This is a genomic window from Mesorhizobium sp. WSM3860 (genome assembly GCF_002294995.1).
Lineage (GTDB): Bacteria > Pseudomonadota > Alphaproteobacteria > Rhizobiales > Rhizobiaceae > Mesorhizobium.
On record NZ_NSGF01000024.1, the window covers coordinates 12,573 to 38,860 of the forward strand.

General features: G+C 64.2%; 21 protein-coding genes and 1 pseudogene. 9 read left to right on the forward strand and 13 right to left on the reverse strand.

What is annotated here, in order from left to right; genetic code table 11:
* Positions 1-198 precede the first annotated feature (198 nt).
* Both CK220_RS27055 and CK220_RS27060 read left to right on the forward strand, forming a co-directional pair.
* Positions 199-561, forward strand: a complete 363-nt coding sequence (locus tag CK220_RS27055) for a nuclear transport factor 2 family protein (RefSeq protein WP_095814501.1) — start codon at positions 199-201, stop codon at positions 559-561.
* Between the two features lie 43 nt (positions 562-604).
* On the forward strand, positions 605-919 hold the full coding sequence (locus tag CK220_RS27060) for a hypothetical protein (protein WP_095814451.1): 315 nt from the start codon (positions 605-607) through the stop codon (positions 917-919).
* Between the two features lie 137 nt (positions 920-1,056).
* On the opposite strand, the gene CK220_RS27065 is transcribed toward CK220_RS27060, so the two are convergent.
* The 7 genes from CK220_RS27065 to CK220_RS27095 form a co-directional block, all read right to left on the reverse strand.
* Positions 1,057-2,484: a gamma-aminobutyraldehyde dehydrogenase gene (locus tag CK220_RS27065; protein ID WP_095814452.1), complete on the reverse strand. Its 1,428-nt coding sequence runs from the start codon at positions 2,482-2,484 to the stop codon at positions 1,057-1,059.
* A gap of 136 nt (positions 2,485-2,620) precedes the next feature.
* Positions 2,621-3,436 (reverse strand): ABC transporter permease, encoded by an 816-nt coding sequence (locus CK220_RS27070; protein ID WP_095814453.1) that lies wholly within the window; start codon positions 3,434-3,436, stop codon positions 2,621-2,623.
* Positions 3,426-4,331 carry an ABC transporter permease gene (locus CK220_RS27075; RefSeq protein WP_176479230.1) on the reverse strand — a complete coding sequence of 302 codons (906 nt, stop codon included), beginning with the start codon at positions 4,329-4,331 and terminating at the stop codon, positions 3,426-3,428. Before CK220_RS27075 ends, CK220_RS27070 begins: the two co-directional genes overlap by 11 nt.
* Positions 4,332-4,506: 175 nt before the next feature.
* On the reverse strand, positions 4,507-5,505 hold the full coding sequence (locus CK220_RS27080; RefSeq protein WP_095814455.1) for an ABC transporter ATP-binding protein: 999 nt from the start codon (positions 5,503-5,505) through the stop codon (positions 4,507-4,509).
* 191 nt (positions 5,506-5,696) lie between these two features.
* On the reverse strand, positions 5,697-6,851 hold the full coding sequence (locus CK220_RS27085; RefSeq protein WP_095814502.1) for an ABC transporter substrate-binding protein: 1,155 nt from the start codon (positions 6,849-6,851) through the stop codon (positions 5,697-5,699).
* Between the two features lie 281 nt (positions 6,852-7,132).
* Positions 7,133-8,044, reverse strand: a complete 912-nt coding sequence (locus CK220_RS27090) for a LysR substrate-binding domain-containing protein (protein WP_095814456.1) — start codon at positions 8,042-8,044, stop codon at positions 7,133-7,135.
* A gap of 54 nt (positions 8,045-8,098) precedes the next feature.
* Positions 8,099-8,863: a DeoR/GlpR family DNA-binding transcription regulator gene (locus tag CK220_RS27095; RefSeq protein ID WP_095814457.1), complete on the reverse strand. Its 765-nt coding sequence runs from the start codon at positions 8,861-8,863 to the stop codon at positions 8,099-8,101.
* 4 nt (positions 8,864-8,867) lie between these two features.
* Here CK220_RS27095 and CK220_RS31650 point away from each other — a divergent pair, with 4 nt between their 5' ends.
* The 3 genes and pseudogenes from CK220_RS31650 (at position 8,868) to CK220_RS27105 (ending at position 12,605) form a co-directional block, all read left to right on the forward strand.
* Positions 8,868-9,056: a hypothetical protein gene (locus CK220_RS31650; RefSeq protein WP_141245237.1), complete on the forward strand. Its 189-nt coding sequence runs from the start codon at positions 8,868-8,870 to the stop codon at positions 9,054-9,056.
* 207 nt (positions 9,057-9,263) lie between these two features.
* Positions 9,264-10,155 (forward strand): annotated as a pseudogene (locus tag CK220_RS27100) (phosphotransferase family protein).
* Entirely contained in the window at positions 10,152-12,605 is a 2,454-nt protein-coding gene (locus CK220_RS27105; protein WP_095814458.1) for an FAD-dependent oxidoreductase, read from the forward strand. Before CK220_RS27100 ends, CK220_RS27105 begins: the two are co-directional and overlap by 4 nt.
* Before the next feature lie 13 nt (positions 12,606-12,618).
* On the opposite strand, the gene CK220_RS27110 is transcribed toward CK220_RS27105, so the two are convergent.
* Positions 12,619-13,251, reverse strand: a complete 633-nt coding sequence (locus CK220_RS27110; RefSeq protein ID WP_095814459.1) for a methyltransferase domain-containing protein — start codon at positions 13,249-13,251, stop codon at positions 12,619-12,621.
* Between the two features lie 95 nt (positions 13,252-13,346).
* Here CK220_RS27110 and CK220_RS27115 point away from each other — a divergent pair, with 95 nt between their 5' ends.
* Positions 13,347-14,249: a phosphotransferase family protein gene (locus tag CK220_RS27115; protein WP_095814460.1), complete on the forward strand. Its 903-nt coding sequence runs from the start codon at positions 13,347-13,349 to the stop codon at positions 14,247-14,249.
* A gap of 129 nt (positions 14,250-14,378) precedes the next feature.
* Here CK220_RS27115 and CK220_RS27120 read toward each other — a convergent pair whose 3' ends face one another.
* Both CK220_RS27120 and CK220_RS27125 read right to left on the reverse strand, forming a co-directional pair.
* Positions 14,379-15,302: a DMT family transporter gene (locus CK220_RS27120; RefSeq protein ID WP_095814461.1), complete on the reverse strand. Its 924-nt coding sequence runs from the start codon at positions 15,300-15,302 to the stop codon at positions 14,379-14,381.
* 83 nt (positions 15,303-15,385) lie between these two features.
* The gene (locus CK220_RS27125) at positions 15,386-16,666 is read right to left on the reverse strand and encodes an amidohydrolase family protein (protein ID WP_095814462.1); all 1,281 of its coding nucleotides are present in this window, start codon (positions 16,664-16,666) and stop codon (positions 15,386-15,388) included.
* 149 nt (positions 16,667-16,815) lie between these two features.
* On the opposite strand from CK220_RS27125, the gene CK220_RS27130 reads away from it, so the two are divergent.
* On the forward strand, positions 16,816-18,570 hold the full coding sequence (locus CK220_RS27130; protein ID WP_095814463.1) for an ABC transporter ATP-binding protein: 1,755 nt from the start codon (positions 16,816-16,818) through the stop codon (positions 18,568-18,570).
* 131 nt (positions 18,571-18,701) lie between these two features.
* On the opposite strand, the gene ilvD is transcribed toward CK220_RS27130, so the two are convergent.
* Entirely contained in the window at positions 18,702-20,546 is a 1,845-nt protein-coding gene (gene ilvD / locus CK220_RS27135) for a dihydroxy-acid dehydratase (protein ID WP_095814464.1), read from the reverse strand.
* A gap of 254 nt (positions 20,547-20,800) precedes the next feature.
* Here ilvD and CK220_RS27140 point away from each other — a divergent pair, with 254 nt between their 5' ends.
* Complete coding sequence (locus tag CK220_RS27140) at positions 20,801-21,271, forward strand: VOC family protein (protein ID WP_095814465.1); 471 nt, start codon at positions 20,801-20,803, stop codon at positions 21,269-21,271.
* A gap of 112 nt (positions 21,272-21,383) precedes the next feature.
* On the opposite strand, the gene CK220_RS27145 is transcribed toward CK220_RS27140, so the two are convergent.
* Positions 21,384-22,976, reverse strand: a complete 1,593-nt coding sequence (locus CK220_RS27145; protein ID WP_095814466.1) for a peptide chain release factor 3 — start codon at positions 22,974-22,976, stop codon at positions 21,384-21,386.
* A gap of 709 nt (positions 22,977-23,685) precedes the next feature.
* Here CK220_RS27145 and CK220_RS27150 point away from each other — a divergent pair.
* Positions 23,686-24,756, forward strand: coding sequence for an FAD-binding oxidoreductase (locus CK220_RS27150; RefSeq protein WP_095814503.1), 1,071 nt, complete (start codon positions 23,686-23,688; stop codon positions 24,754-24,756).
* A gap of 55 nt (positions 24,757-24,811) precedes the next feature.
* On the opposite strand, the gene CK220_RS27155 is transcribed toward CK220_RS27150, so the two are convergent.
* On the reverse strand, positions 24,812-26,185 hold the full coding sequence (locus CK220_RS27155; RefSeq protein WP_095814504.1) for an amidase: 1,374 nt from the start codon (positions 26,183-26,185) through the stop codon (positions 24,812-24,814).
* Between the last annotated feature and the right edge of the window lie 103 nt (positions 26,186-26,288).

Genomic DNA, 26,288 nt, shown 5'->3' on the forward strand with positions numbered 1-26,288 from the left:
TGGGGCGTCTCGAGGACTATGAATTCTTCCCATGCAGGCCAGGCGCCAGGTGGACTTCGTCACCTTCACGAAACAGACCGACGAGCTGTTCGCGGCCGCCGTGGCCAATTCGCTGTGAGAAAATCCCTGCCCGGCAGTAATCGCCGGGCAGCGCTTCGCACACCTACCGCCCAAGACGATGGGCACATGGAGGATGAAATGCTGACCAAGACGCAAACAGTGGACGGCGCGGCGATCAAGAAAGCGATCGAGGGCCGTGACGGCAAGATGCTGTCGAGCTTCTACAATGACGATGCGCTGGTGCGGGTGATCGACCGCAACAACCCGCCGAGCAAGCCGCGCGAGATCCGCGGCCGCGCGGCGATCACCACCTTCTGGGACGACATCTGCAGCCGGGCGATGACCCACAAGGTCGACGCCACGATCGCCGAGGGCGACAATCTCGCCTTCACCCAAGCCTGCGTCTATCCGGACGGCACCAAGGTGTTCTGCGCCGCGATGCTCGAATTGAAGAACGGCCGCATCGCGCGGCAGACGGTCGTGCAGGCCTGGGACGAGTAGCTCAAGAACGGATTTTATCTGCAAAACAGGGAGGAGAACCAAGATGTTCAGCGCCAGATGGCAGATCGACGCCAAGTTCGGTCACAAGCAGACCGCGATCGAGCTGATGCGGAAATGGGAGCGCGAGATCGGCTCGCAGGTCGGGCTCGCCGACCTGAAATTCCAGCTCATGACCGGTTCAGTCGGCGCGCGCGAAGCGACGATCGAGGCCCACCACCAGGTCGAGAGCCTGGCCCAGTTGGAGGAATTCTTCGCCAAGATCGCCAAGATCGACGCGCACGCCAAATGGGGCAAGGAGCTGGAGCCCTATGTCGTGTCGGGCACCAGCCTGTGGCAGGTTTTCCGGGTCGTGGAGTAGCTTTCTTCGCCCCGCTCACGGGGAAGAAGATGCCCGCCGGCAGATGAGGGACGGCGCCAGCCTTGCAGAACTTGGCGCTGCCCCTCATACGGCCCTTCGGGCCACCTTCTTCCCGTGAAGCGGGGCGAAGGAAATTCCTACCCGTGCGCCACCATCACATGGCGGACGGCGGTATAGTCCTCCAGCGCGTAGAGCGACATGTCCTTGCCGTAGCCGGACTGCTTGAGCCCGCCGTGCGGCATCTCGTTGGTGAGCATGAAGTGGGTGTTGATCCAGGTGCAGCCATATTGCAGCCGGGCGGCAGTCGTCATGGCGCGCGAGACGTCCTTGGTCCATACGGACGAGGCAAGGCCGTAGTCACTGTCATTCGCCCAGTTCACCGCTTCGTCGACCTCGGAGAAGCGGGTCACCGAGACGACCGGACCGAACACCTCGCGGCGCACGATCTCGTCTTCCTGCAGCGCTCCGGCGACGACCGTCGGCTGGTAGTAGAAGCCGGAGCCCTCGCCCGGCTTGCCGCCGGTGGTGATCTCGATGTGCTTCAATTCCGATGCGCGCTCGACGAAGCTCGACACGCGGTCGCGCTGGCGGCGCGAGATCAGTGGCCCGATCTCGTTCTCGGTGTCGTCGGGCAGATTGTATTTGATGGTCGTCGCCGCCGAGGAGAGATCGGCGACGAGCTTGTCGTAGATTTTCTTGCCGGCATAGATGCGGCAGGCGGCGGTGCAGTCCTGGCCGGCATTGTAATAGCCGAAGGCGCGCAGGCCGTTGACCACCGCACCGAGATCGGCGTCGTCGAAGACGACGACCGGCGCCTTGCCGCCGAGCTCGAGATGCGTTCGCTTGACCGACTTGGCGGCCGCCTGCAGCACCTTCTTGCCGGTGGCGACGTCGCCGGTGATCGAGATCATGTTGACCTTGGGATGATTGATCAGCGTGTTGCCGACGCTGTCGCCGCGGCCGAGGACGACGTTGACGACGCCCTCGGGCAGGATTTCCGACAGGATCCTCGCCAGCTTCAGCGCCGTCAGCGGCGTCTGCTCCGATGGCTTGAAGACAACGGTGTTGCCGCCGCCGATCGCCGGCGCCAGCTTCCAGGCCATCATCATCAGCGGATAGTTCCAGGGCGCGATGGAGGCGATGATGCCGATCGGGTCGCGCCGCACCATCGAGGTGTGGCCGGGCAGATACTCGCCCGCCACTTGGCCAGGCATCGATCGCACCGCGCCGGCGAAGAAGCGGTAGCAGTCGACGATCGCCGGGATCTCGTCATTGAGCACCGCGTTGATCGGCTTGCCGCAATTCAGCGCCTCGAGCGCCGCGAACTCCTTCGCTTCGGCCTCGATGCGGTCGGCGATCTTCAACAGATAGCCTGAGCGCTGCGCCGGCGTGGTGCGCGACCAGCTGGCGAAGGCCTTTTCGGCCGCCGCCACAGCCGCACCGATCTGCGCCGGACTTGCTTCCGGCAGGCTGAGGATCTTCGCCCCGGTCTTCGGATTGAGGATCGGCTCCTCGGTTTCGGTGCCCTTGTCGAATTTCGAGCCGATCAGCATTTGAGTGTCCATTGGAGTTCTCCCTAAGAGAAGTGAATGGTAAATAGTGAATGGTGAGTGGTCATCAGTGAGTAGTGGCGATCTCCACTGGGTATTTTTCTATGCACTATTCACTATTCACTATTCACCATTCACCACTCACTGCTTTTCATTTGCCCGAGCCGGCGATCTGGTCGCCGTCGCGGGTCAGGTAATAGGCAAAGAGGATCGGCAGCAGCGTCACCAGCACGACCACCATGGCCACGACATTGGTGACCGGACGCTGCCGCGGGCGGATCAACTCCTCCAGCATCCAGATCGGCACGGTCTGCTGCTGGCCAGCGGTGAAGGTGGTGACGATGACCTCGTCGAACGACAGCGCGAAGGCCAACATGCCGCCAGCAAGCAGCGCGGTTGCGATGTTGGGCAGCACGACATGCCTAAACGTCTGAAAACCGTCGGCGCCGAGATCCATCGAGGCCTCGATCATCGAACCTGAGGTGCGGCGAAAACGGGCGACGGCATTGTTGTAGACGACGACCACGCAGAAGGTGGCGTGGCCGAGCACGATCGTCCAGAACGAGAACGGGATATCGGCGAGCGCAAAGGCCGAGCGCAGCGCGATGCCGGTGATGATGCCGGGCAGCGCGATCGGCAGGATGACGAGCAACGAAATGGTCTCGCGGCCGAAGAAGCGCGTGCGCGAAACCGCAGCGGCGCAGAGCGTGCCAAGAACCAATGCGATCGCGGTCGAAATGGCGGCGACGCGGATCGACAGCGACAGCGCCTCCCAGACATCCGGCCGGTTCCAAGTGACGGCGAACCATTGTGTGGTCAAACCCGGCGGCGGCCACACAAAACTCTTCTCTTCGGTGGTGAACGCATAGACGAAGATCAAAAGGATCGGCAGGTGCAGGAAGAGCAGGCCGCAGGCGGCGGCGATCTTCAGCCCGAGCGGAGCGGATTGGCCGCGATCAGAGCGCATCGAAAGCTCCCATGCGCTTGGCGCCCCACAGATAGAAGCCCATGACGACGATGGGCACCACGGTGAAGGCGGCGGCTAAAGGAATGTTGCCGGCGGTGCCTTGCTGCGAATAGACGGCCTGGCCGATGAACAGGCGCGAGGTGCCGATGATCTGCGGGATGATGTAGTCGCCGAGCGTCAGCGAGAAGGTGAAGATCGAGCCGGCGACGATGCCCGGCAGCGCCAGCGGGAACAGCACGTTGCGGAAGGTCTGGCCGGGCGAGGCGCCGAGATCGGACGAGGCCTCGACGAGATTGCCGGGCACGCGTTCCAGCGCCGCCTGCACAGGCAGGATCATGAACGGCAGCCAGACATAGACGAAGACGATGAAGGTGCCGGTGAAGGAGACCGAGAGCGAGTTGCCGCCGACGATCGGCAACGACAACCAGGCCTCGAGCAGCCATAGCAGACCGAGCTTGCCGAACAGCCAGGTGAGAATGCCTTCCTTGGCGAGGATCAGCTTCCAGGCGTAGATCTTGACCAGATAGCTCGACCAGAGCGGCAGCATGACGCCGAGATAGAACAGCGCCTTCCAGCGGCCGCGGGCATAGCGCGCCGCGTAATAGGCGATGGGGAAGGCGATGACTGCGGAGGCGAGTGTGACGAGCGCCGCCATCGTCACCGTGCGCTGGATGATGTCCAGATTGGCGGCCTGCAACAGGTCGCCATAGGTCTTCAGCGTGAACTCGCGGTTGATCAGGCCGGAGAACTCGTCGATCGAGAAAAAGCTCTGCAAAAGCAGCGCGAAGAGCGAGCCGATATAGACGATGCCCAGCCACAAAAGCGGCGGCAGCAGCATGAGCAGCAGGAGAAGTTTCGGCCGGCGCCAGAAGAGATCGGAGAGCGCCCCGCGCATGCCGCCGTTGCCGGGCAGGATGGCGGGGGCGGGCTTGGATTGAACAGCGGCGATTGTCATCGCGCTGCTCTGCCTTCTTGCAGGACGTGGGAAAGGCCGCATTCCTTCGCGCCCCGACAGAGGGGGGCGCCGTAGAGCGCCTCGCCGGCGCAATTGGCTAGTGCCCCAAGCGTCATCATGCCGGCTCGTCCATCAGATGCAGGTGCTCGCGGTTGAAGGTGAGCATGACGGCCTCGCCTTCGGCAGGCAGCGCGGTCCCCGCCGGTACCGTGGCGTGCAGCCTCAGCCCATCGGCATCGAGCGCCAGCCTTGTGGTGGCGCCGAGATAGTTGGTCCCGACCAGACGCGCGGCAACACCATCGCCGCTCGTGGCGCCCGATACGCGGATGGATTCAGGCCTGAGGCTGCCCCAGCGATGCTGGCCGGAATACCGGTGGACGAAATCCGGCGGCAGCACGTTGGAAGAGCCGACGAAATCGGCGACGAAACGCGTCCTCGGCCGCTGGTAAATGTCCTCCGGCGTGCCGACCTGCATGATCCTGCCGTCGTTGAAGACGGCAACCCGGTCGGCCATGGAAAGCGCCTCGCCCTGGTCGTGGGTGACGAAGACGAAGGTGATGCCGAGCACCTTCTGCAGCGACTTCAGTTCCTCCTGCATGTTCTCGCGCAGCTTGAGGTCGAGCGCGCCGAGCGGCTCGTCGAGCAGCAGCACTTTGGGCTGGTTGACGAGCGCCCGGGCAAGCGCGACGCGCTGGCGTTGGCCGCCGGAGAGCTGGCCGGGGCGCCGGGCCCCATAGCCCGGCAGGCGCACCAGCGAGAGCGTCTCTTCCGCCGCCTTCAGCCTCTCGGCCTTGCCGACGCCCCTGACCATCAACCCATAAGCGACGTTGTCGAGCACGTTCAGATGCGGGAACAGCGCGTAGTCCTGGAAGACGGTGTTGACGTTGCGGCGATAGGGCGGAACGCCTTCGGCCCGCTCGCCGAAGATGGAGATGGAGCCCGCAGTCGGCTGCTCGAAGCCGGCGATCAAACGCAGGCAGGTCGTCTTGCCGGAACCGGACGGCCCGAGCATGGCGAAGAACTCGCCCGGCGCGATGTCGAGATCGACCGCATCGACGGCGCGCACGCTGCCGAAATAGCGCGAGACTTGCTTGAAGGAAACGGCGGAGGTCATGATCTGTCCTGAAGGTTCAGGCTCTCAAATTCGGGCGTCTGTGCTGCCCCTCATCCGCCTGCCGGCACCTTCTCCCCGTGAAAGACGGGGAGAAGGGACAAACTCCAGCGCCGGCGATCCCCCTCTCCCCGTTCTTTGCGGGGAGAGGGTAAGGGTGAGGGGCAGCGCCAACTTCTAAAGGCTAGGCGAACTCACCGCCCGCCGATGACGCCGATATAATCCGACACCCAGCGATAGTAGGGCACGCACTGGTCATTCTGGCTGGCGCATTTCGAAACCGGCGTCTTCCAGAACTTGATCTTCTCGAAATTGTCGTAACCGTTGGTCTTGCAGCCCTCGTCGCCGAGCAGTTCATTGCCCTTGCAGGCGGCGGGCACGACCGGCAGCGAGCCGAACCAGGACGACACATCGCCCTGGACCTTGGGCGAGAGCGAGTGCTCGAGCCACATATAGGCGCAGTTGGGATGGGCGGCATCGGCTTCCATCATGGTGGTGTCGGCCCAGCCGGTGACGCCCTCCTCCGGCACGGTCGAGGCGACCGGCTTCTTGGCGGCAACCAGCGTGTTCACCTGATACGGCCACGAGCCGGAGGCGACGACGCCTTCGTTCTGGAAGTCGTCGACCTGGATCGCGGCGTCATGCCAGTAGCGGCCGACCAGGGTGCGCTGGGTGCGCAGCAGATCGAGCGCCGCCTTGTACTGGTCTTCGCTGAGCTCGTAAGGATCCTTGATGCCGAGTTCCGGCTTGTGGAACATCAGGTAATTGGCGGCATCGGCAATATGGATCGGACCGTCATAGGCCTGCACGCGGCCCTTGTTCGACTTGCCGTCGGGCAGCTTCATTTCCTCGAAAACGACGCTCCAGCTCTTGGGCGCTTCCTTGAAGACAGTGGTGTTGTACATCAGGATGTTCGGGCCCCACTGGTAGGGAACGCCGTAATGCACCTTGTCGACGGTGAACCAGGGCGCGTCCTTGAGGCGGTCGTCGACCGTCTTCCAGCTCTTGATCAGGTCGGTGTTGATCGGCTGCACGCGCTTGCCGGCGACGAGGCGCAGCGAAGCATCACCAGAAGCCGTCACCAGGTCGAAGCCGCCCTCGTTCATCAGCGAGACCATCTCGTCCGACGTATTGGCGGTCTTGACGTTGACCTTGCAGCCAGTCTCCTTCTCGAAGGCGGTCACCCAGTCGTAGTTCTTATCGGTCTCGCCGCGCTCGATATAGCCCGGCCAGGCGACGATATTGAGCTCGCCTTCGCCCTTGCCGACTTCCTTGACCTGGGCAATCGCCTGACCCGAGAAGGTCAGCGCAACCGTCAACGCCGTGCATGACTTCAGGAATGCATTCATCATCGATCTCCCATTTTGGCGCATGACCCCGAACCGATCCGGTTTTCGACAAGGATCACGCGCAACCCTGAACGTCGGAGTTCTCAGCACCCCGACAGCCGCGCTCCCGAGCGGCTTTGTTCCCTGAGCCGAAAAGTGCTGTGAAAATCCCGGTTTCGCAAATTCATTTATCAGAAAGCCGATATCGGATTTCCCGATACCAGAGTGGTGCAATTCCGGACGGAAGGCTCCGGCGGAGTCGCCGAGCTCGACCGTTTCACACTTTCCTGGAATTGCCCTGATCAAAGCCGCTGCCGGACCATGCGCTGCGATTGGGCAAGGCCTACAAAGTCGCGGGCGGCCTGCGGCAGGCCGGAACCGCGACGCCAGACCATGCCGACCTGGACGACCGGAAGCGAGCCGGAGATATCGCGGGATTCGATACGGTCGCCCTCCAGAGACCAGGGACGGTAGACGAGATCGGGCAGCAGCGCCACGCCGGCGCCCGTGGCCACAAGGCTGCGCACGGCCTCGACGGAGCGAGTGCGGAAGGCGACATGCGGTCTCGCACCGAGCGCCGACAGCAGCTTGCCGGTGTTCTCCTCGATCTCATCGACAGTCAGCATGATCAGCGGTTCGGAAGCGATATCGCCGATCGAGATAATGTCGGCGCTGGCGAGCTTGTGGCTGAGCGGCAGCCAGAGCCGATAGGCCGAGACTTCGAGGATTTCCGACTGCAGCGCGGTGCGGTCGCGCAAATTCGACGTGACCATGACGGCGATGTCGAGCTTGCCGCCGACCAGCAGATGCTCGAGATAGTCGCCATTGTCCTCGATCGCCGAGACTTCGACGCTCGGATAGGCGCGGCGGTAGCGAGCCAGCAGATCGGAGAGCACGTAGCCCGCGACAAGCGAGGTGACGCCGAGCTGCAGCCGCCCGCCGGCGGTCAGTTGATCGCCGAGGAAGGCGCGGCGCGCGTCGGAAACGTCGGCGAGGATTTTCGTCGCGTGGCGCAGGAACTGGTGCCCCTTATGGGTGATGTTGAGGCCGCGCGGGTGGCGGTCGAACAGCTCGACGCCGAGATCGCTCTCAAGCTCCTTGATCGCCTCGGTGACCGAGGATTGTGAGATGGAGAGGTTCTGCGCAGCGCCCGAGACCGTGCCCTGCTCGGCGACGGCGACGAAGAACTGGAGCTGGCGGATGGTGAAGGCCATGGCCTGACTAAACACCGGCGCGGCCGGGAAGGAAAGGCATCGGCGGCTTCGGTGCTAGGCCGTCGCAATGCTGAGCCGCGCACCGGCCTGGCTGAGCGCGGCGGCGATGTCGCGCGGCGGCGGCCGGTCGGTGGCAAGCTCGGAAAACCCGTCGAAGCCGCAGACCTGAACCAGGCCCTGCCGGCCGAACTTGGTATGGTCGGTGACGACCAGCGAGCGTTGCCCGCGCGACAGCACCATGCGGGCGAATTCCGCCTCCTCCAGCTCGTAGTCGGTCAGGCCGGCGACGGCGTCGACCGCGCCGATGGAGATTACCGCGTGGCTGACCGAGAAGCGGCTGACGAAATCGATCGCCGTGACGCCGAAGGCCGCGCCTGAATCGCTGCGCAGTTCGCCTCCGGCCATGTAGACCTTGTTGCCGTTCACGGTCGCCAGCGTGCGGGCGATGTCGGACGAATTGGTGACCACCGTCAGGCGGCGGTGGCCAAGCAGTTCGCGCGCAAGGAAGGACGTGGTGGTGCCGGTGTCGAGCATGATCGACTCGCCGTCGCGAATGGTGGCCGCGACCATGCGGGCAATCAGACGCTTTGCCTCGGCATTCTCACGCATGCGGCGCTCGAACGGCGCCTCGCCCCTCATCGACGGCAGGCTGACAGCGCCATGCATCTTGAACAATGCCCCGTCGTCGGTCAGCGGTTTCACGTCGCGCCTGACCGTCTCCAGCGACACGCCCAGCCGTTCGGCCAGGCTGGCGATGGTGATCGTGCCCTCCTCACCGAGGAGCCGCAGGATCTCACCATGCCGTTTCGAGTGGATCATGTGGATGTCCGGGATTCTGACCGATTCTACGGCATTCCTAACGCTTTTAAAGGAATTGCTCATATTTTCGGTCAAAACACCCAAAAAAGGTCACAGCTTTTTATTGACAGCAAGATCACGCTGGCGTGAGATTGATGTGGTGACAGGCTCGGAACTGCCACGGGAGGGTGATGGCAGAGCCGCAATCGACTGACCAGATTTTCTGGAACGTGCCTGACGCGAGCTTTTTTCGAATCCGCGGGGGCGGATGCCGGGATCCTAAACCTGGCCAAGGGGCTCGTCGGTGTGGTGAGGGATACCAATCCCGGCATCCCGCACCGACGAGGCCTTTCTTTTTTCTCTCATCGCTTTGTGAGAAACCGGCGCTTTGTCGAAAGCCGGCCGAAGCAGGACCGAACCCGTGAGCGCCCCCGTAACGACCGAAGATCGCATCCGCGCCCTGCCCTGCTGGAGCGGCGGCATCGACATCGAGCCGCTTCCGGGCGGCCTCAGCAACGCCAATTATGTCGTTACGGACGCCGCTGGACGGCATGTGGTGCGCTTCGGCCAGGACTTCCCGTTCCACCATGTCTTTCGCGAGCGCGAGGTGATGACGGCGCGGGCAGCGCATGCGGCCGGATTCGCGCCGGCCGTCCACTACGCCGAGCCCGGAATTCTGGTGACCCAGTTTCTCGGCGCCAGGACCTTCCTCGCCGAGGATGTGCGCGCCGATCTCGGCCGCGTGGCGGCGCTGCTGCGGCGCTTTCATCGCGAGATGCCGAACCACGTCTCCGGCGCCGGCTTCATGTTCTGGGTCTTTCACGTCATCCGCGACTATGCGCGCACGCTCGAGGAAGGCGGCAGCCGCAAGAAGGACGAGCTGCCGCGTTATCTCACTTTAGCGGACGAGCTCGAAAGGGCGCAGAAGCTGCTGCCGATCGTCTTCGGCCACAATGATCTTTTGCCGGCCAACATCCTCGACGACGGCAAGCGGCTGTGGCGATTTCGAATATGCCGGCTTCAACACGGCCATGTTCGACCTGGCCGGGGCTGCCTCCAATGCCGCCATGAGCGACGAGGAATCCTTCGCCTTCCTGACCGCCTATTTCATGAAGGAGCCGGACAGCGAGATCCGCCGCTCGCACGCCGCCATGCAATGCGCCTCGCTGCTGCGCGAGGCGATGTGGAGCATGGTTTCCGAGCTTTATCTCGACGCGCCCGGCATCGACTACGTCGCCTATACCGAAGAGAACCTGGCGCGGCTCGACGCTGCACTGGAAAACTACCGGACGAGATACGGGACAAGATCATGACTTTGCCCAGTCATGCCGGGATCGTGGTCATCGGCGGCGGCATCATTGGCTGCTCGACCGCCTATCATTTGGCGCGCGACCACAAGGCCGACGTGGTGCTGCTGGAGCAAGGCAAGCTGACGTCGGGCTCGACCTGGCACGCGGCCGGCCTAGTCGGGCAGCTGCGCTCGTCGGCCTCGATCACCCGCGTGCTCAAATATTCCGTCGAGCTCTATAAGGGGCTCGAGGCCGAGACGGGGCTGGCGACCGGCTGGAAGATGACCGGGTGCCTTAGGCTCGCCACCAACGCCGACCGCTGGACCGAGTTCAAGCGACTGGCGACGACGGCAAAAAGCTTTGGCATGGACATGCAGCTTCTGTCGCCCGCCGAGGTGAAGCGCATGTGGCCGCTGATGGAAACCGGCGACCTCGTCGGCGCCTCCTGGCTGCCGACCGACGGCCAGGCCAACCCCTCGGACATCACGCAATCGCTTGCCAAGGGCGCGCGCATGCATGGCGCAAAACTGTTCGAGGGCGTGCGCGTCACCGGTTTCGAGATGAAGGACGGACGCATCACCGCGGTGAAGACCGAAAAGGGGGACATTGCCTGCGACAAGGTGGTGAACTGCGCCGGGCAATGGGCAAGGCAGGTCGGCGCGATGGCCGGCATCAACGTGCCGCTGCAGCCGGTCAAGCACCAGTACGTCATCACCGAGAAGATCGAAGGGCTGGCCAACGACGCGCCGACAATCCGCGACCCCGACCGCCGCACCTATTTCAAGGAAGAGGTCGGCGGGCTGGTGATGGGCGGCTATGAGCCGAACCCGCAGGCCTGGACGACTGAGCTCCCAGGAGGCGACGTGCCCGACGACTGGGAGTTCCGCCTGTTCGATGACGATTACGACCACTTCGAGCAGCATATGGCGCAGGCGATCGAGCGCGTGCCGGCGCTTGGCCATGCCGGCGTCAAGCAAATGATCAACGGGCCGGAAAGCTTCACGCCGGACGGCAATTTCATCCTTGGTGTCGCGCCCGAATGCGCCAACATGTTCGTCGGCGCCGGCTTCAACGCCTTCGGCATTGCATCGGGCGGCGGCGCGGGCTGGGTGCTGGCGCAATGGGTGGTCGACGGCGAGGCGCCGCTCGACCTCTGGGCGGTCGACATCAGGCGGTTCTCCGGCCTGCACCGCGACCGCGACTGGGTCCGCGACCGCACGCTCGAAGCCTATGGCAAGCACTACACGATCGGCTTCCCGCACGAAGAGTATCTGTCCGGCCGGCCGCGCATCGTTTCGCCGCTTTACGAGCGGTTGAAGAGCCACCGTGCCGTGTTCGGCTCCAAGCTCGGCTGGGAGCGGCCGAACTGGTTCGCGCCCGATGGCGCAGCCGCCGAGGACGCCTATTCGATGGGCCGGCAGAACTGGTTCGGCCCGGTCGGCGACGAGCACCGCCATGTGCGGCAGAAGGTCGGCATCTTCGACCAATCCTCTTTCGCCAAATATGAGATGACAGGGGCCGATGCTCTGAAGGCGCTCGACTGGATCTGCGCCAACGACGTCAACAAGCCGGTCGGCCGGCTGACCTACACGCAGCTTCTGAACACGCGCGGCGGAATCGAGGCGGACCTCACGGTGTCGCGGCTCGGCGGGGACAGGTTCTACATCGTCACCGGCACCGGTTTCCGCACGCATGATTTTTCGTGGATCGGCGACCATCTCGGCCAGGGACTCGAGACGACGCTGAAAGACGTGACCGAGGATTTCGGCACGCTGTCGCTGATGGGGCCGCGCGCCCGCGACGTGCTGTCGGCAGTTACGGACGCCGATGTTTCGAACACCGCCTTCCCCTTCGGCCACGCGCGCGAGATCGACATCGCCGGCCACACCGTGCGGGCGCTGCGCGTCACCTATGTGGGCGAGCTCGGCTGGGAGCTGCATGTGCCGATCGCCGCCACGGGCGAGATTTTCGACGGGCTGATGGCGGCCGGAAAACAGCATGGCATCCGCCCGGTCGGCTACCGGGCGCTGGAATCGCTGCGGCTGGAGAAAGGCTATCGCGCCTGGGGATCCGACATCACGCCGAACGACACGCCGCAGGAGGCTGGCCTCGGCTGGGCGGCGAAGCTCAGGAAGAACACCGACTTCATCGGGCGGCGGGCGCTGGAGAAGGCGGCCGGCGAGCCGCTGACAAAACGCTTTGCCGGCTTCACGGTCGACGATCCGGAGGTCGTCCTGGCCGGACGCGAGACGATCCTGCGCAACGGCGAACCGGTCGGCTATCTCACCAGCGGCGGCTATTGCTACACTGTGGAGAAGAACATCGGCTATGGCTATGTGCGCAACGCCAATGGCGTCAGCGACGACTTCCTCGCCTCCGGCGCCTATGAACTGGTGGTGGCGATGAGGCGCACGCCGGCAAAGATCCATCTCGAGCCGATGTACGATCCGGCCGGAGAGAAGATAAAGGCATAAGCGAGGAAAGCGGTCAGCCGACGCGCAGCACGAGGCCTCTGCTCGGCACCGCGTCGCCCTCGCCGGGCATCGAGGCGTAGGGCCGTGTCTCTTCAAGCCGGGTTATGACGCCCTCCGCTTCGAGCGCGGCGATCCGCTCAGCAAAGCCGGCCTGCCAGAGCGTGTTCTTGATCGTCAGCACGATGATGCCGCCTGGACGGCAGATGCGGATCAACTCGTCGAGCCCCTCGACACCAACATGGCCGGAGGTGAAGACGCCGGCCGAGACGATGCCGGCATAGGCGCCATCCGCGAAAGGCAAGGCGCCGCCCAGCGCCAGACGATGCAGCGCCGTGTAGACGCCCTTGGCGCCGGCCTTATCCAGCATGCCTTGCGAGATGTCGAGCGCCTCGACTTGAGGATAGCCGGTGATGGCAAGCCATTCGCCGATCAGACCGGTGCCGGCGCCGGCATCGAGAAGCGGCTCTGCGCCGCGTGGCAGATGGCGGGCAAGCAGGGCAAGGCAGATGGTCGGATGGCGATAGCCGGCCGCCGACATATCGGCGTCGTAGGTTTCGGCCCAGCTATCGTAGATAGCGGCGACTTCCTCCGGCCGTGTTGCCGCATAGGCCGCGCCTAGCGCGCTGTTGTGCCTGCCGTCCGCCATTGCCGCTCCCGCCGCCGATTCGTGTCGGCCATGGTAGCCAAGCGGCAAAAACTGTGGAACCGTTCCGCCATAAACATGGCGTGATGGTTAAGGGGGTGACGATGGAAGAGGCGCGCGCGGCGCTGGCCGCCATACCGGCGCTTGCCGGATATAAGGGTCCGCTGGAGCGGCTGGGCGGCCTTACCAACCGTGTCTACAAGGCCGGCGAGGTCTGCCTGCGTATTCCCGGCAAGGGCACGGAGGAATATATCAACCGCGCCAACGAGGCAGTGGCGGCGCGCGAGGCGGCCAAGGCCGGCGTCAGCCCGGAGGTGCTTTTTGCCGATCCCGCATCCGGCTTGATGGCAACGCGCTTCGTCGCCGGCGCCGAGACCATGTCGCCGGAAAAGTTCAAGGCCAGACAGGGCAGTCCGGCGCGTGCCGGTGCAGCCTTCCGCAGGCTGCATGCGTCCGGCGCGGTCTTCCCCTTCCGCTTCGAGCTGTTTGCGATGATCGACGACTATCTGAAAGTGCTGTCGGCCAAGGATGTGGCCCTGCCGCCCGGCTATCACGACGTGGTGCGCGAGGCGGCGGTGGTGCGCGAAGCATTGGTCACGCACCCGATCCAGCTTGCCGCCTGCCACTGCGATCCGCTCTGCGAAAACTTTCTCGATACCGGGGAGCGGATGTGGATCGTCGACTGGGAGTATTCCGGCATGAACGATCCGTTGTGGGACCTCGGCGACCTCTCGGTCGAAGGCCAGTTCGACGCCGGCCAGGACGAAGCGCTGATGCGCGCCTATTTCGGCGGCGAAGCAAGGCCGGCCGAGCGCGGCCGCGTCGCCATCTACAAGGCCATGTGCGACCTGCTCTGGACGCTGTGGGGGCTGATTCAGCTCGCCAACAACAATCCGGTCGACGACTTCCGCGCCTATGCCGACGGACGCTTCGCCCGCTGCAAGGCGCTGATGGAGACGCCGGAGTTTTCACGGCACCTCGCCGCTGTGCGAGAGGGGTGAGCGCAGGCCTGGATCCTAGAGCATGATGCCGAAAAGTGTGAAGCGGTTTTCGGACGACATCATGCTCTGTCTCTTTGATTTAGAGCCGGATTCAGATTTCAGGCCGATTCGACCTGAAATCATCCGGCTCTAATTGACGCCTTTCGGGACGTTTTCCGGCGGCACGACGGTCTCGACCACCTTCTGGCGATGGAAGATGAAAATGCCGGCGAGCACAACGATGGCCGAGCCGGCGAGGATCCGCGGGCTCGGCACATCGCCGAAGAAGACCAGGCCGAAGACGATGGCCCACAAAAGCAGGCTGTAATGCAGCGGCGCCAGTGTTGACGCCGGCGCCAGCTTCAGCGCTCGGGTGATCATCAGATGGGCCGCGCAGGAGACGACGCCCAGCAAAAGCATGGCGCCGAAATCGAGCGCGGACGGCGTGCGCCAGGCGCCGATTGCAAGCGCGCCGCCGACAATCAGCGTGCCGATGGTCTGCCAGGTGACCAGCGTCGTGTCACTAGTTCCGCGCAAACGCCGGCCGAGAATGATGGCGAAGCCGAAGGCAATGCTGCCGATCAGCGCATAGGCCGATGACAGCGAAAACGCCGCCGACGAGGGTTTCAGGATGATCAGCACACCGCAGAACCCGACGAGAATCGCAAGCCAGCGCCGCCAGCCGACCTTCTCGCCGAGCAGGAGATGCGAGAGCGCGGCGACATAGATCGGTCCGGCCATGTAGAAGCTCATCACGTCGGCGAGCGGCAGATAGACGACCGCGGCATAGAACAGCCCGGTGTCGAGCGTAGTCGCCGCGACGCGCAGGACCTGCAGCACCGGTCTTTCCACCTGAAGCAGCTTGCCCGCGCCCTGGTTGGCGATCATCGGCCCGAGCACCAAGAAGGCGCCGATGGAGCGGACCAGCACCACCTGACCGACCGAGAAGGAAGCGACCAGCCATTTGCCCATCGCGTCGTTCAGCGCGAACATGAAGTCGCCGGCCAGCATCAAGAGAATGCCGGCGAGCAGGACATTCTTGATCGTAACATTGCGGGCGAGGAACTGGGGCATACCCGGCTCCCTACGCGCAATCTGTCGCTTTGAGGAGGGAGATTCGGACGATCCGTAAGACCAGCGGCGGAAATCGGCTGGCGCTACGCGGATTTGTGCCTGCGGTTGACGGTCTCCGGCCGACCGGCGATCGACAGCCGCGTCTCCTGCCTTGTCCGTTCGGCCACCACCTTGCCCCTGGCGATTACACAGAGGCGCTCGGGGCGCAGGCGGACGGCCTCGATCGGATTGCCGGCGTCGAGCACGACGAGGCTCGCCCGCTTGCCGACGGCCAGACCCAGATGATCAAGCCCCATGATGGCGGCGTTGACGTTGGTGACCATGTCGAAGCAGCGCGTCATGTCGGCCGGGCTCGACATCTGCGCGACATGCAGACCCATGAAGGCCACGTCGAGCATGTCCGCCGTGCCCAGCGAATACCATGGGTCGAGCACGCAGTCCTGGCCCCAGCCGACACGGATGCCGAGCGCCAGCATCTCCCGCACGCGGGTCAGACCACGCCGCTTGGGGAAAGTATCGTGGCGCCCCTGCAGCATGATGTTGATCAGCGGATTGGGGATCGCCGAAACGCCGGCCTCGGCGATCAGCGGCAAAAGCTTCGAGACGTAGTAATTGTCCATGGAATGCATCGAGGTGAGGTGCGAGCCCGCCACCCTGCCCTGCAAGCCGAGGCGCTGCGTTTCATAGGCAAGCTGCTCGATGTGGCGCGACAGCGGGTCGTCAGTCTCGTCGCAATGCATGTCGACCATCAGGCCGCGCTTCGCCGCGATCTCGCAGAGCTCCGTCACCGAGCGGGTGCCGTCGGCCATGCTGCGCTCGAAATGAGGGATGCCGCCGACGATGTCGACGCCCATATCCAGCGCCCGGATTGTGTTTTCGCGCGCCGTCGGCGAGCGATAAAACCCGTCCTGCGGAAAGGCGACCAGCTGCAGGTCGATATAGGGCGCGACCGTTTTCTTCACATCCAGCAGGGCTTCCACGGCAAGCAGCCGGTCGTCGCAGACATCGACATGGGTGCGGATGGCAAGCAGGCCCATCGATACCGCCCAGTCGCAATAGGCGAGCGCGCGGTCGCGCACGGCCTCATGCGTCAGGAGCGGCTTCAACTCGCCCCAGAGCGCAATGCCTTCGAGCAGCGTGCCCGAAGCGTTGATGCGCGGAATGCCATAGGAGAGCGTGGCGTCCATATGGAAATGCGGATCGACGAAGGGCGGCGAGACGAGATTGCCGCGCGCGTCGACCTCGCTCCGGGCTGCGCCTTGCAACTGAGGCTCGATCGCGGCGATGGTCCCGCCAGCGATGCCGATATCGGCGATCCTGCCGTCCGGCAGCGTGCCGCCGCGCACGATGAGGTCGAAATCCATCTGTCGTCATCCTCCCTGCAGAACCAGCGTCGTCATAGCGGCCGTGCCATTGCGCAAGTGCGAAAGGTTCCATCCGGCGGCAACTCGCTCTATAAGCCGCCTCTCGCCCCGGTGGCGAATCCGAAATTCGCAAGGCATGGGATCAGCCGTTGTTTCGTTTCTTCCGCTCGACGGAAAACCAGCGCCTCATCGCGAGGCTGGTCAAGGAATCCTTCCAAGAGCACAGGGTCGGCTACACCCTCGCCATACTGTCGATGCTGGTGATGGCCGGCACGACGGCGGCCAGCGCCTATATGCTGCGCGAAATCACCAACGAATTCGTGGTCTACAAGAGGATCGGTCACGTCAACATGATTGCGGCCGCAACCGCGGCGATCTTCATCCTCAAGGGCTTCGCTAATTTCGTCCAGGCCTATTTCATGAGCCGCGTCGGCAACGCCATCATCGCCGACCGGCAGCGCAAGATCTATGACCGGATCCTCGCGCAAGGCATTGAGTTTTACCACTCGACCTCGTCGTCCGACCTGATCACCCGCATGACCAACAATGCGCAGGCGGCACGCAATGTGCTCGATCTCGTCGTCACCTCCTATGTGCGCGATCTGGTGACGTTGATCTCCCTGGTGGCGGTGATGGTCTGGCAGCAGCCGGCGCTTTCCTTGATCTGCTTCGTCGTCGGACCAGTGGCGATCTACGGCGTCAACAGCATCCTCAAGCGCGTGCGCCAGATCGCCAAGATGGAATTCCGCTCGCTCGGCCAGATCGTGCATGTGATGCAGGAGACGGCGATCGGCGTGCGCGTCGTCAAATCCTTCAATCTCGAAGGCGCGATGCGCAAGCGCATGTACAAAGCGGTTTCCGACGTCGAAAACCGCGCCAACAACATCGCGACGCTCGAGGCGGCCACCAGCCCGGTGATGGAAACGCTTGCCGGTCTGGCGATCGCCGGCGCAGTCTTCATCAGCGGCTTCCTGGTGCTGCAGGGCGGCCAGATGCCGGGCAACATCATGGCCTTTATTGGGGCGTTGCTGCTCGCTTATGAGCCGGCCAAGCGGCTGGCGCGCGTGCGCATCTCGCTGGAGACCGGCATCGTCGGCGTGCGCATGATGTTCCAGCTTGCCGACCGGCCGTTGACGCTGGCCGAAAAGCCCGGCGCCAAGCCGCTGCAGCAGGGCCCGGGCGAAATCCGCTTCGACAATGTCAGCTTCGCCTATCCCGAGAGCCCGCCGGTTTTCGAAGATCTCAACCTGACTCTGGCGGCCGGCAAGATGACGGCGCTGGTCGGACCTTCCGGCGGCGGCAAGTCGACGATCCTCAATCTGATCATGCGCATGTACGACCCGCAGAGCGGCAAGGTGATGTTCGACGGCCAGGACATCTCCTTCGCCACGCTCGATTCACTCAGGCAGAAGATTGCCTATGTCAGCCAGGACACGTTCCTGTTCGCCGGCACCATCATGCACAACATACGCCTCGGGCGTCAGGACGCGACCGATGAGGAGGTGATCGCCGCGGCCAAGGCCGCCAACGCGCATGATTTCATCAGCGCCATGGCCAAGGGCTACGAGACGGAAGTGGGTGAGAACGGCTCATTGCTGTCCGGCGGCCAGCGCCAGCGCATCTCGATCGCGCGCGCCATGCTGCGCAATGCCGAGATCCTGCTGCTCGACGAGGCGACCAGCGCGCTGGACGCCGAGTCGGAAGCGCTGTTCCGCGACGCGTTGCAGCAACTCACCGTCGGACGCACGACGATCGTGATCGCGCATCGGCTGTCAACGGTGCATCAGGCCGACACGATCGTGGTGCTGGAGAAGGGCAAGGTGCGGGAAAGCGGCCCGCACAAGACCCTGCTCAAACAGGGCGGGCTCTATCAGAAGCTTTATGAGTATCAGCTGATGCCGTAGAGCCGGCGCCTTACCCTCCCCCTTGTGGGGAGGGTCGCTGCGCAGCAGCGGGGCGGGGGTGCGGCGCCGACCCCCACCCGGACCTTCGGTCCGACCTCCCCACAAGGGGGAGGTAGAGGGCGCAGTCCGACCTACTCCGGCACTTTCCTTACAGCACCTTTGTCCGCACTGGTGGCGAAGGCGGCGTAGGCGCGCAAGGCGGTCGTCACCTTGCGCTTGCGCTTTTCCTCAGGCTTCCAGGCATCCGCGCCTTTGGCCGCCATTGCCTTACGACGCGCGTCGAGCTCGGCTTGGCTGACGGCGAGATGGATCTTGCGGTTCGGGATATCGATCTCGATCGTGTCGCCTTCCTGGACCAGGCCGATCAGCCCGCCCTCGGCGGCTTCGGGCGACACATGGCCGATCGACAGACCCGAGGTGCCGCCGGAGAAGCGGCCGTCGGTGATCAGCGCGCAGGCCTTGCCGAGGCCCTTCGACTTCAGATAGCTGGTCGGGTAGAGCATCTCCTGCATGCCGGGGCCGCCGCGCGGCCCCTCATAGCGGATGACGACGATGTCGCCGGCCTTGATCTCGTTGCCGAGAATCGCCTTGACCGAAGCGTCCTGGCTTTCGAAGACGCGGGCAGGACCGGTGAATTTCAGGATCGACTCATCGACGCCGGCCGTCTTCACGATGCAGCCGTCGAGCGCCAGATTGCCCTTCAACACGGCGAGGCCGCCATCCTTCGAGAACGGCGTCTTGGCCGAGCGAATGACGCCCGTCTCGCGGTTCGTGTCGAGATCCTCCCAGCGGCGGTCCTGGCTGAAGGCGACCTGCGTCGGCACGCCGCCGGGCGCAGCGCGGAAGAACTCGCGCACATTCTCTGCGGAAGTGCGGGCGATGTCCCAATGGTCGAGCGCTTCGCCGAGCGTCGCCGTGTGGACAGTCGGCAGATCGCGGTTGATCAGCCCGGCCTGGTCGAGCTGGCCGAGGATCGCCATGATGCCGCCGGCGCGATGGACATCCTCCATGTGCACGTCGGACTTGGCAGGCGCCACCTTGCAAAGCACCGGCACTTTGCGCGACAGCCGGTCGATATCCTCCATGGTGAAGTCGACCTCGCCCTCGTGTGCTGCGGCGAGGATGTGCAGCACCGTGTTGGTCGAGCCGCCCATGGCGATGTCGAGGGCCATGGCATTCTCGAAGGCGCCCTTGGAGGCGATGCTGCGCGGCAGCGCGCTGTCGTCCTCCTGCTCGTAATAGCGCTGGGCAAGATCGACGATCAGATGGCCGGCCTCGACGAACAGCCGCTTGCGGTCGGCATGGGTGGCCAGAGTCGAGCCATTGCCGGGCAGCGAGAGACCCAGCGCTTCGGTCAGGCAGTTCATGGAATTCGCCGTGAACATGCCCGAGCAGGAGCCGCAGGTCGGGCAGGCCGAGCGCTCGATGACTTTGACGTCCTCATCTGAGATACGGTCGTCGGCGGCGGCGACCATGGCGTCGACGAGGTCGAGCGCCTGCGCCTTGCCGGCAAGCACCACCTTGCCGGCCTCCATCGGACCGCCGGAAACGAAGACGGTCGGGATGTTGAGCCGCAGCGAGGCCATCAGCATGCCGGGCGTGATCTTGTCGCAGTTGGAGATGCAGACCATGGCGTCGGCGCAGTGTGCATTGACCATGTACTCGACGGAGTCGGCGATCAGTTCGCGCGACGGCAGCGAATAGAGCATGCCATCGTGACCCATGGCGATGCCGTCGTCGACGGCGATGGTGTTGAACTCCTTGGCGACGCCGCCGGCCTTCTCGATCTCGCACGCGACGAGCTGGCCGAGGTCCTTCAGATGCACGTGGCCCGGGACGAACTGGGTGAAGGAATTGACCACCGCAATGATCGGCTTGCCGAAATCACTGTCCTTCATGCCGGTGGCACGCCACAGGCCACGGGCGCCGGCCATGTTGCGGCCATGGGTGGTGGTGCGGGAACGATAGGCGGGCATCGGTATTTCCTTGCTGGCTGGCCGCGCTCAAGCGTGGCGCGGCGGCGCTGTATTCAGTCGGCAGCGGTTATAGCGGCCAAGGTCCGGCCTTGCCACAATTTTGCGCTGCGCCACGATTCTTCAGGAAATTTGCAAACGCGCTGTCGGATCGCGCCTTGCCGAGCCGTCCTTGTGGCAGACGGCACGGAAGCTGCACCAGATCGCTGGCGCCGTTTGAAGATGCAACCAACCTGAACAAGTCGGAGGAGCAAGATATGCAGAAGATCACCACCTTCCTTTGGTTCGACGGCCAGGCCGAGGAAGCCATGAACCACTACGTCTCCATCTTCAAGAATTCGAAGGTGCTGAGCGTCACGCGCTGGCCCAAGGGCCATCCTCAGGAAGGCCAGGTGCTGGTCGCCTCGTTCGAGCTCGACGGCGTGCAGTTCCAAGCCCTCAACGGAGGGCCGCAATACAAGTTCACCGAGGCGATGTCGCTGTCGATCGACTGCAAAACGCAGGAGGAGGTGGACTATTTCTGGGCCAGACTCACGGGGGGCGGCGGCGAACCGGGACGCTGCAGCTGGCTGAAGGACAAGTTCGGCGTCTCCTGGCAGGTCGTGCCGGAGCAACTGCCGCGCCTGCTTCAGGATCCGGACAGAGCGAAGGCCGGGCGCGTGATGTCGGCGATGATGCAGATGGGCAAGATCGACATCGCCACGATCGAGGAAGCGGCGAAGGGGTGATTAGGCGTGAATAGTGAATGGTGAATGGTGAATGGTGAATGGTGAGGATTAGCATCCGCGCCTTTCCGTCCTACTACTCACTATTCACTATTCACCATTCACCTCATCAGAATCACGCGGCCTTGTCGCGGACCTGATAATCCTTGACGGCGGCGAAGCGGATCGCTTTCCAGCGCTCGGCCTCGTAGTTGAGCGAGAAGGCGTGCTGGGCGAGGAACACCGGATCGTTGTCGAGGTCGCGGGCGATGTCGCCGCGATGCGCTTCGATAAAGCGCTGCACATCCGCCCTGTCGTCGGCCGAGATCCAGCGGCAGACGGAGAAGCGGGACATCTCGAAATCCACCGGCAGCGTGTATTCGATGTTCAGCCGCTCCTTCAGCACATCGAGCTGCAGCGCGCCGACGACGCCGACGATGGCCGGCGAGCCGTCCTCGGGCGAGAACAGCTGCACGACACCCTCCTCGGCCATCTGATGCAGCGCTTCCTTCAGCTTCTTGGCTTTCATGGCATCGCCGAGGCGGACGCGGCGCAGGATTTCCGGCGCGAAGTTCGGCACGCCGCGGAACAGGATCTCCTCGCCCTCGGTCAGGGTGTCGCCGATGCGCAGCGTGCCGTGATTGGGAATGCCGACGACGTCGCCAGCAAAGGCCTCGTCGGCGGTGACACGGGTGCGGGCGAAGAAGAACTGCGGCGCCGAGAGGCTCATCGGCTTGCCGGTGCGCACCAGCTTGGCCTTCATGCCGCGCTCCAGCTTGCCGGAGCAGACGCGGACGAAGGCGATGCGATCGCGATGGTTGGGATCCATGTTGGCCTGGATCTTGAAGACGAAGGAGGTCATCTTCTCCTCGGTCGCCTCGACCGTGCGTTCATCGGCTGCCTGGGCGCGTGGCGGCGGTCCGTAGCCGCCGAGCGCCTCGATCAGATCGCGAACGCCGTAATTGCGCAGCGCCGAGCCGAAATAGACCGGCGTCAGATGGCCTTCGCGGAAGGCTTCAATATCGAGAGGTCGGCAAGCCTCCCGCGCGAGCTCCAGTTCCTCGATGAAGTCGTTGCGCTCGTTTTCCGGCAGCAACCCGGCGACGCGGTTGGAATCCGGGCCGTGGACCGGCGTGCGCTCCTTCTCGTCGTCGCTCCGGCGCACGGCGTTCTGCGCCAGGTGATAGGTGCCGGAAAAGGTCTTGCCGCGGCCGATCGGCCAGGTGACCGGTGCTGTGTCCAGCGCCAGCTTCCGCTCGATCTCGTCGAGGATTTCGAACGGATCGCGGCTCTCGCGGTCCATCTTGTTGACGAAGGTGATAATCGGGATGTCGCGCAGCCGACAGACCTCGAACAGTTTCAGCGTGCGCGGCTCGATGCCCTTGGCGGCGTCGATGACCATGACGGCCGAATCCACCGCCGAGAGCGTGCGGTAGGTGTCGTCGGCGAAATCCTCGTGGCCGGGCGTGTCGAGCAGGTTGAAGACGTTGTCGTCATATTCAAAGGTCATCACCGAAGTGACGACCGAGATGCCGCGCTCGCGCTCGATCTTCATCCAGTCGGACCGGGTCTGGATGCGATCTTTCTTCGCCTTGACCTCGCCGGCAAGCTGGATGGCGCCGCCGAACAGAAGCAGCTTTTCGGTGAGCGTGGTCTTGCCGGCATCGGGGTGGGCGATGATCGCGAAAGTGCGGCGGCGCGATACCGCCTGTTCGATGTCTTCTGCCAATTTTTTGGAATCCTATCTGTGGCGCGGGCTTCTAGCAGCGCATTTTGGGCATGTCGACAGTTTCGGGCAGACCGGCACGGCCGAACAGCGTGGTGGAGCGCCCTGACAGGAACCTCGGCTACCGGATTTGCCTCGACCAGCCGCCAATTTCGGCAAACGGGCCGGCCGTGCGGGCGGCAAGCCTTCAAATCCCGGTTCACCGATTCTGTCGGCACGCGCGGCTGTTGCTGTGAGAAAATGGCACGAGGCCGCAGCCTGCTTCACCGAAGCGGAGACCGCTGGCGAGTTGCTGACGGCCGATCTCGAGGAATGGGCACTTGCGCTGGAGTGCATGGGGCGCCCCGCTGAAGCCATCCCGCTTCTGGCGCGCGCGGTGACTGCCTACGGCGTGGGCGGCCAGCGGTTACGCGCGGCTTGCCCGGCAATCAGCCTGGCCAGGGTTCATCTGCAGAGAGGGGAACTTGCCGTCGCCAAGGGCTGGCACAAGCGCGCGGCGCAGCTGATCGATGGCGCAACCGACAGCAGGGAGCACGGCCTCTCCGGTTGCAAAGAAGGTCGACTCTTCTCAGCTCACGCGGCGCTTCGAAGAGCTGAAGGGCCTGCTTGCCGGGACGCAGAAGATAGCGGTGGGGCGGCGCGCAACCGCTTCTCGCTTGAGGTCTGGCCGGCGCGATGGCATGAGGGGGAAATTTCCTCTGAAGGTCATGGCATGAGCAGCGCGAAACAAATCATCGTCATCGGCGCCGGCATCATCGGCGCATCGATCGCCTGGCATCTGGCGAAGGCCGGAGCGCGGGTGACGGTCGTCTCGACAAGCGGCGCCGGCGGTGTGGCGACGCCCAATTCCTTCGCCTGGATCAACGCAAGCTGGGGCAACCCGGAGACCTATTTCCGGCTGCGCATCCGGGCCATGGCCGAATGGAAACGCTTGGCGAATGATCTGCCGGGCCTGCCGCTTGCCTGGTGCGGCGGCCTGTGCTGGGACCTGCCGGCGGACAAGCTCAAAGCCTATGCGGCCGAGCATTCGTCCTGGGGCTACGGCATCGAGCGGGTCGACGCCAAGCAGGCAGCGCGGATCGAGCCGAACCTGACCGAGCTTCCGGATTTTGCGCTTCACGTCGCCGAGGAAGGCGTGGCCGAGCCGGTCGCGACCGCAAAGGCGCTGCTGGCGGACGCCGAACGGCGCGGCGCGCGGCTCGTTATGGGGACTGTCGATAGACTGACTCTATCCGGTGGCAAGCTCACCGGCGTCGTCGTAGCGGGTGAAACCATCGCCGCCGATCAGGTCGTGATCGCCGCCGGCGCCGGCGCCCCGGCGATCGCCGCGACGGCAGGCGTTCAGCTGCCGATCAAGACGCCGCCCGGCCTGATCGTGCATTCGCGACCCTACGGGAAGCTGCTCAACGGCCTTGTGCTGGCCGAGAGGCTGCATATGCGGCAGACGGCGGAGGGCCGGATCATCGCCGGCTCGGATTTTGGCGGCGGCGATCCTGGCGAGAACCCGGAGGCAACCGCGCTTGAGCTTTTCGAAGCGGTGAAAGCGATGCTGCGCGGCGCCGACGGGGTGGAGTACGATTTCCACACAGTCGGCTATCGTCCTACTCCGATCGATGGCTTCCCAATTGTCAGCCGCGCCGAAGGAATAGGCGGCCTCTATGTCGCCGTCACCCATTCCGGCATTACGCTGGCACCCGCCATCGGCCTGTTTGCGGCCGGCGAAATCCTCGATGGCGAGCGCGATCCATTGCTCGCGCCTTATGCGCTGTCGCGCTTCGCTTAGAGTTATCAACGCAATCCCGGACGGAAAACCGCTTCGCACTTTTCCTGGAATTGCTTTAATAGCCCGGCGGCCGGCGGAAACCGCCAGTTAGCGGCGCCATCGCCGTCGCGACGCCGAGCAGTCTCGCCTCCGACCAGCGCTTGCCGACCAGTTGCAGGCCGAGGGGCAAACCGTTGCTGTCCTGCCCGCATGGTATCGCCAGCGCCGGATGGCCGGAATAGTTGAACACCGCGCCATAGGCCGGCAGCATCCAATAGCTCTCGTCCTTGCCGTCGACCTTGAGCGCGCTGCCCGGCTTGCAGTGCGGAAAGGCCGTGGTCATGGCGACCGGGCAAAGCAAGGCATCGCAGCTTTCTAAGAACTGCTCCCAGGCAAAGATCGACCGGTCGCGGCGGGCAAGCGCCGCGAACCAGCGCGACACCGGCGCAGGCTGTTCCGGCGGTTCCGGTTGCGCTGCCTCCAGCATCATGCCGATCAACTTGCCGCCCTCGGCGAGATCATCATGCAGGTCGAGCTTCGGCAGTTTGGCTTCCTCGACGTGCGCGCCGGCGGAAGCGAGCCTAGCAGCCAATCTTTCGACCGCGGCGCCGATCTCGGCGGCCACCGGAAAGCCGGGGAAGGTGCCGGCGAAGGCGATGCGCAGCGATTTCAGCTCGAGCTTCGGCATCGGATCAACCGGCACCGGCGCCAGATCGGTGTCGGCTCCGTCCGGACCGGCAATGATTTGATAGATCAGCGCCAGGTCCTCGATGTTGCGAGCAATCGGTCCAACGCAGGACATCAAGCGGACGCTGCGCGGAATGCCACTCGGATCGGGAAAAGCGCCGGCCAGCGAGACGCGATGCTCGGTCGGCTTCAGGCCGTAGACGCCGCAAAACGCCGCGGGCAAGCGGATGGAATTCTGCATGTCGGTGCCGACCTCGAACGACGTCATGCCCGTCGCGACCGCGGCTGCTGCGCCACCGCTTGAGCCGCCCGCCGTACGCGACGGATCCCAGGGGTTGGCGGTGCGGCCGAAAAGCGGATTGTCCGACTGCCAGTCGCCCAGCATGGTGGCGACGTTGGTTTTGCCGACCAGCACGCCGCCGGCTGTCTTTAGCCTTGCAACCACAGGGCTGTCCTGCTTGGCAACGTAGTCGGCAAATGGCGGGAAGCCGACCGTCGTCTTCATGCCAGCGGTCTCGTGCGCATCCTTCAGCGTGAACGGCACGCCGTGCAGCGGTCCGAGCGGTTCGCCGCGCGCCAGTGCCGCATCGGCTTGTCGGGCACGCTCACGTGCGCCTTCTTGATCGAGGAGGACGACGGCGTTGACCGTCTCATTATGCCGGTCGATCTGTGCCAGATGCGCATCGAGCGCCTCCACGGCCGAGATTCTCCGGTGGGCAATTGCTGCCGCGAGTTCGGTAGTCGAGGAAAATCCGATGTCCATGATGCGCACTCCGGCTGCTTGCCGCGCTGCGCCTTGAACATGGCGGATGAGAGCACGGCTTCAAGCTGAATTCAGCATCCGAACGCCTGAAGCGCTTGATCGA

Excerpts from the sequence above, each read along its gene's own strand:
- CK220_RS27055 (WP_095814501.1), top strand. The coding sequence starts at position 199 with ATGCTGACCAAGACGCAAACAGTGGACGGCGCGGCGATCAAGAAAGCG.
- CK220_RS27060 (WP_095814451.1), top strand. The coding sequence starts at position 605 with ATGTTCAGCGCCAGATGGCAGATCGACGCCAAGTTCGGTCACAAGCAG.
- CK220_RS27065 (WP_095814452.1), bottom strand. The coding sequence starts at position 2,484 with ATGGACACTCAAATGCTGATCGGCTCGAAATTCGACAAGGGCACCGAA.
- CK220_RS27070 (WP_095814453.1), bottom strand. The coding sequence starts at position 3,436 with ATGCGCTCTGATCGCGGCCAATCCGCTCCGCTCGGGCTGAAGATCGCC.
- CK220_RS27075 (WP_176479230.1), bottom strand. The coding sequence starts at position 4,331 with ATGCGCGGGGCGCTCTCCGATCTCTTCTGGCGCCGGCCGAAACTTCTC.
- CK220_RS27080 (WP_095814455.1), bottom strand. The coding sequence starts at position 5,505 with ATGACCTCCGCCGTTTCCTTCAAGCAAGTCTCGCGCTATTTCGGCAGC.
- CK220_RS27085 (WP_095814502.1), bottom strand. The coding sequence starts at position 6,851 with ATGAATGCATTCCTGAAGTCATGCACGGCGTTGACGGTTGCGCTGACC.
- CK220_RS27090 (WP_095814456.1), bottom strand. The coding sequence starts at position 8,044 with ATGGCCTTCACCATCCGCCAGCTCCAGTTCTTCGTCGCCGTCGCCGAG.
- CK220_RS27095 (WP_095814457.1), bottom strand. The coding sequence starts at position 8,863 with ATGATCCACTCGAAACGGCATGGTGAGATCCTGCGGCTCCTCGGTGAG.
- CK220_RS31650 (WP_141245237.1), top strand. The coding sequence starts at position 8,868 with ATGTCCGGGATTCTGACCGATTCTACGGCATTCCTAACGCTTTTAAAG.
- CK220_RS27105 (WP_095814458.1), top strand. The coding sequence starts at position 10,152 with ATGACTTTGCCCAGTCATGCCGGGATCGTGGTCATCGGCGGCGGCATC.
- CK220_RS27110 (WP_095814459.1), bottom strand. The coding sequence starts at position 13,251 with ATGGCGGACGGCAGGCACAACAGCGCGCTAGGCGCGGCCTATGCGGCA.
- CK220_RS27120 (WP_095814461.1), bottom strand. The coding sequence starts at position 15,302 with ATGCCCCAGTTCCTCGCCCGCAATGTTACGATCAAGAATGTCCTGCTC.
- CK220_RS27125 (WP_095814462.1), bottom strand. The coding sequence starts at position 16,666 with ATGGATTTCGACCTCATCGTGCGCGGCGGCACGCTGCCGGACGGCAGG.
- ilvD (WP_095814464.1), bottom strand. The coding sequence starts at position 20,546 with ATGCCCGCCTATCGTTCCCGCACCACCACCCATGGCCGCAACATGGCC.
- CK220_RS27140 (WP_095814465.1), top strand. The coding sequence starts at position 20,801 with ATGCAGAAGATCACCACCTTCCTTTGGTTCGACGGCCAGGCCGAGGAA.
- CK220_RS27150 (WP_095814503.1), top strand. The coding sequence starts at position 23,686 with ATGAGCAGCGCGAAACAAATCATCGTCATCGGCGCCGGCATCATCGGC.
- CK220_RS27155 (WP_095814504.1), bottom strand. The coding sequence starts at position 26,185 with ATGGACATCGGATTTTCCTCGACTACCGAACTCGCGGCAGCAATTGCC.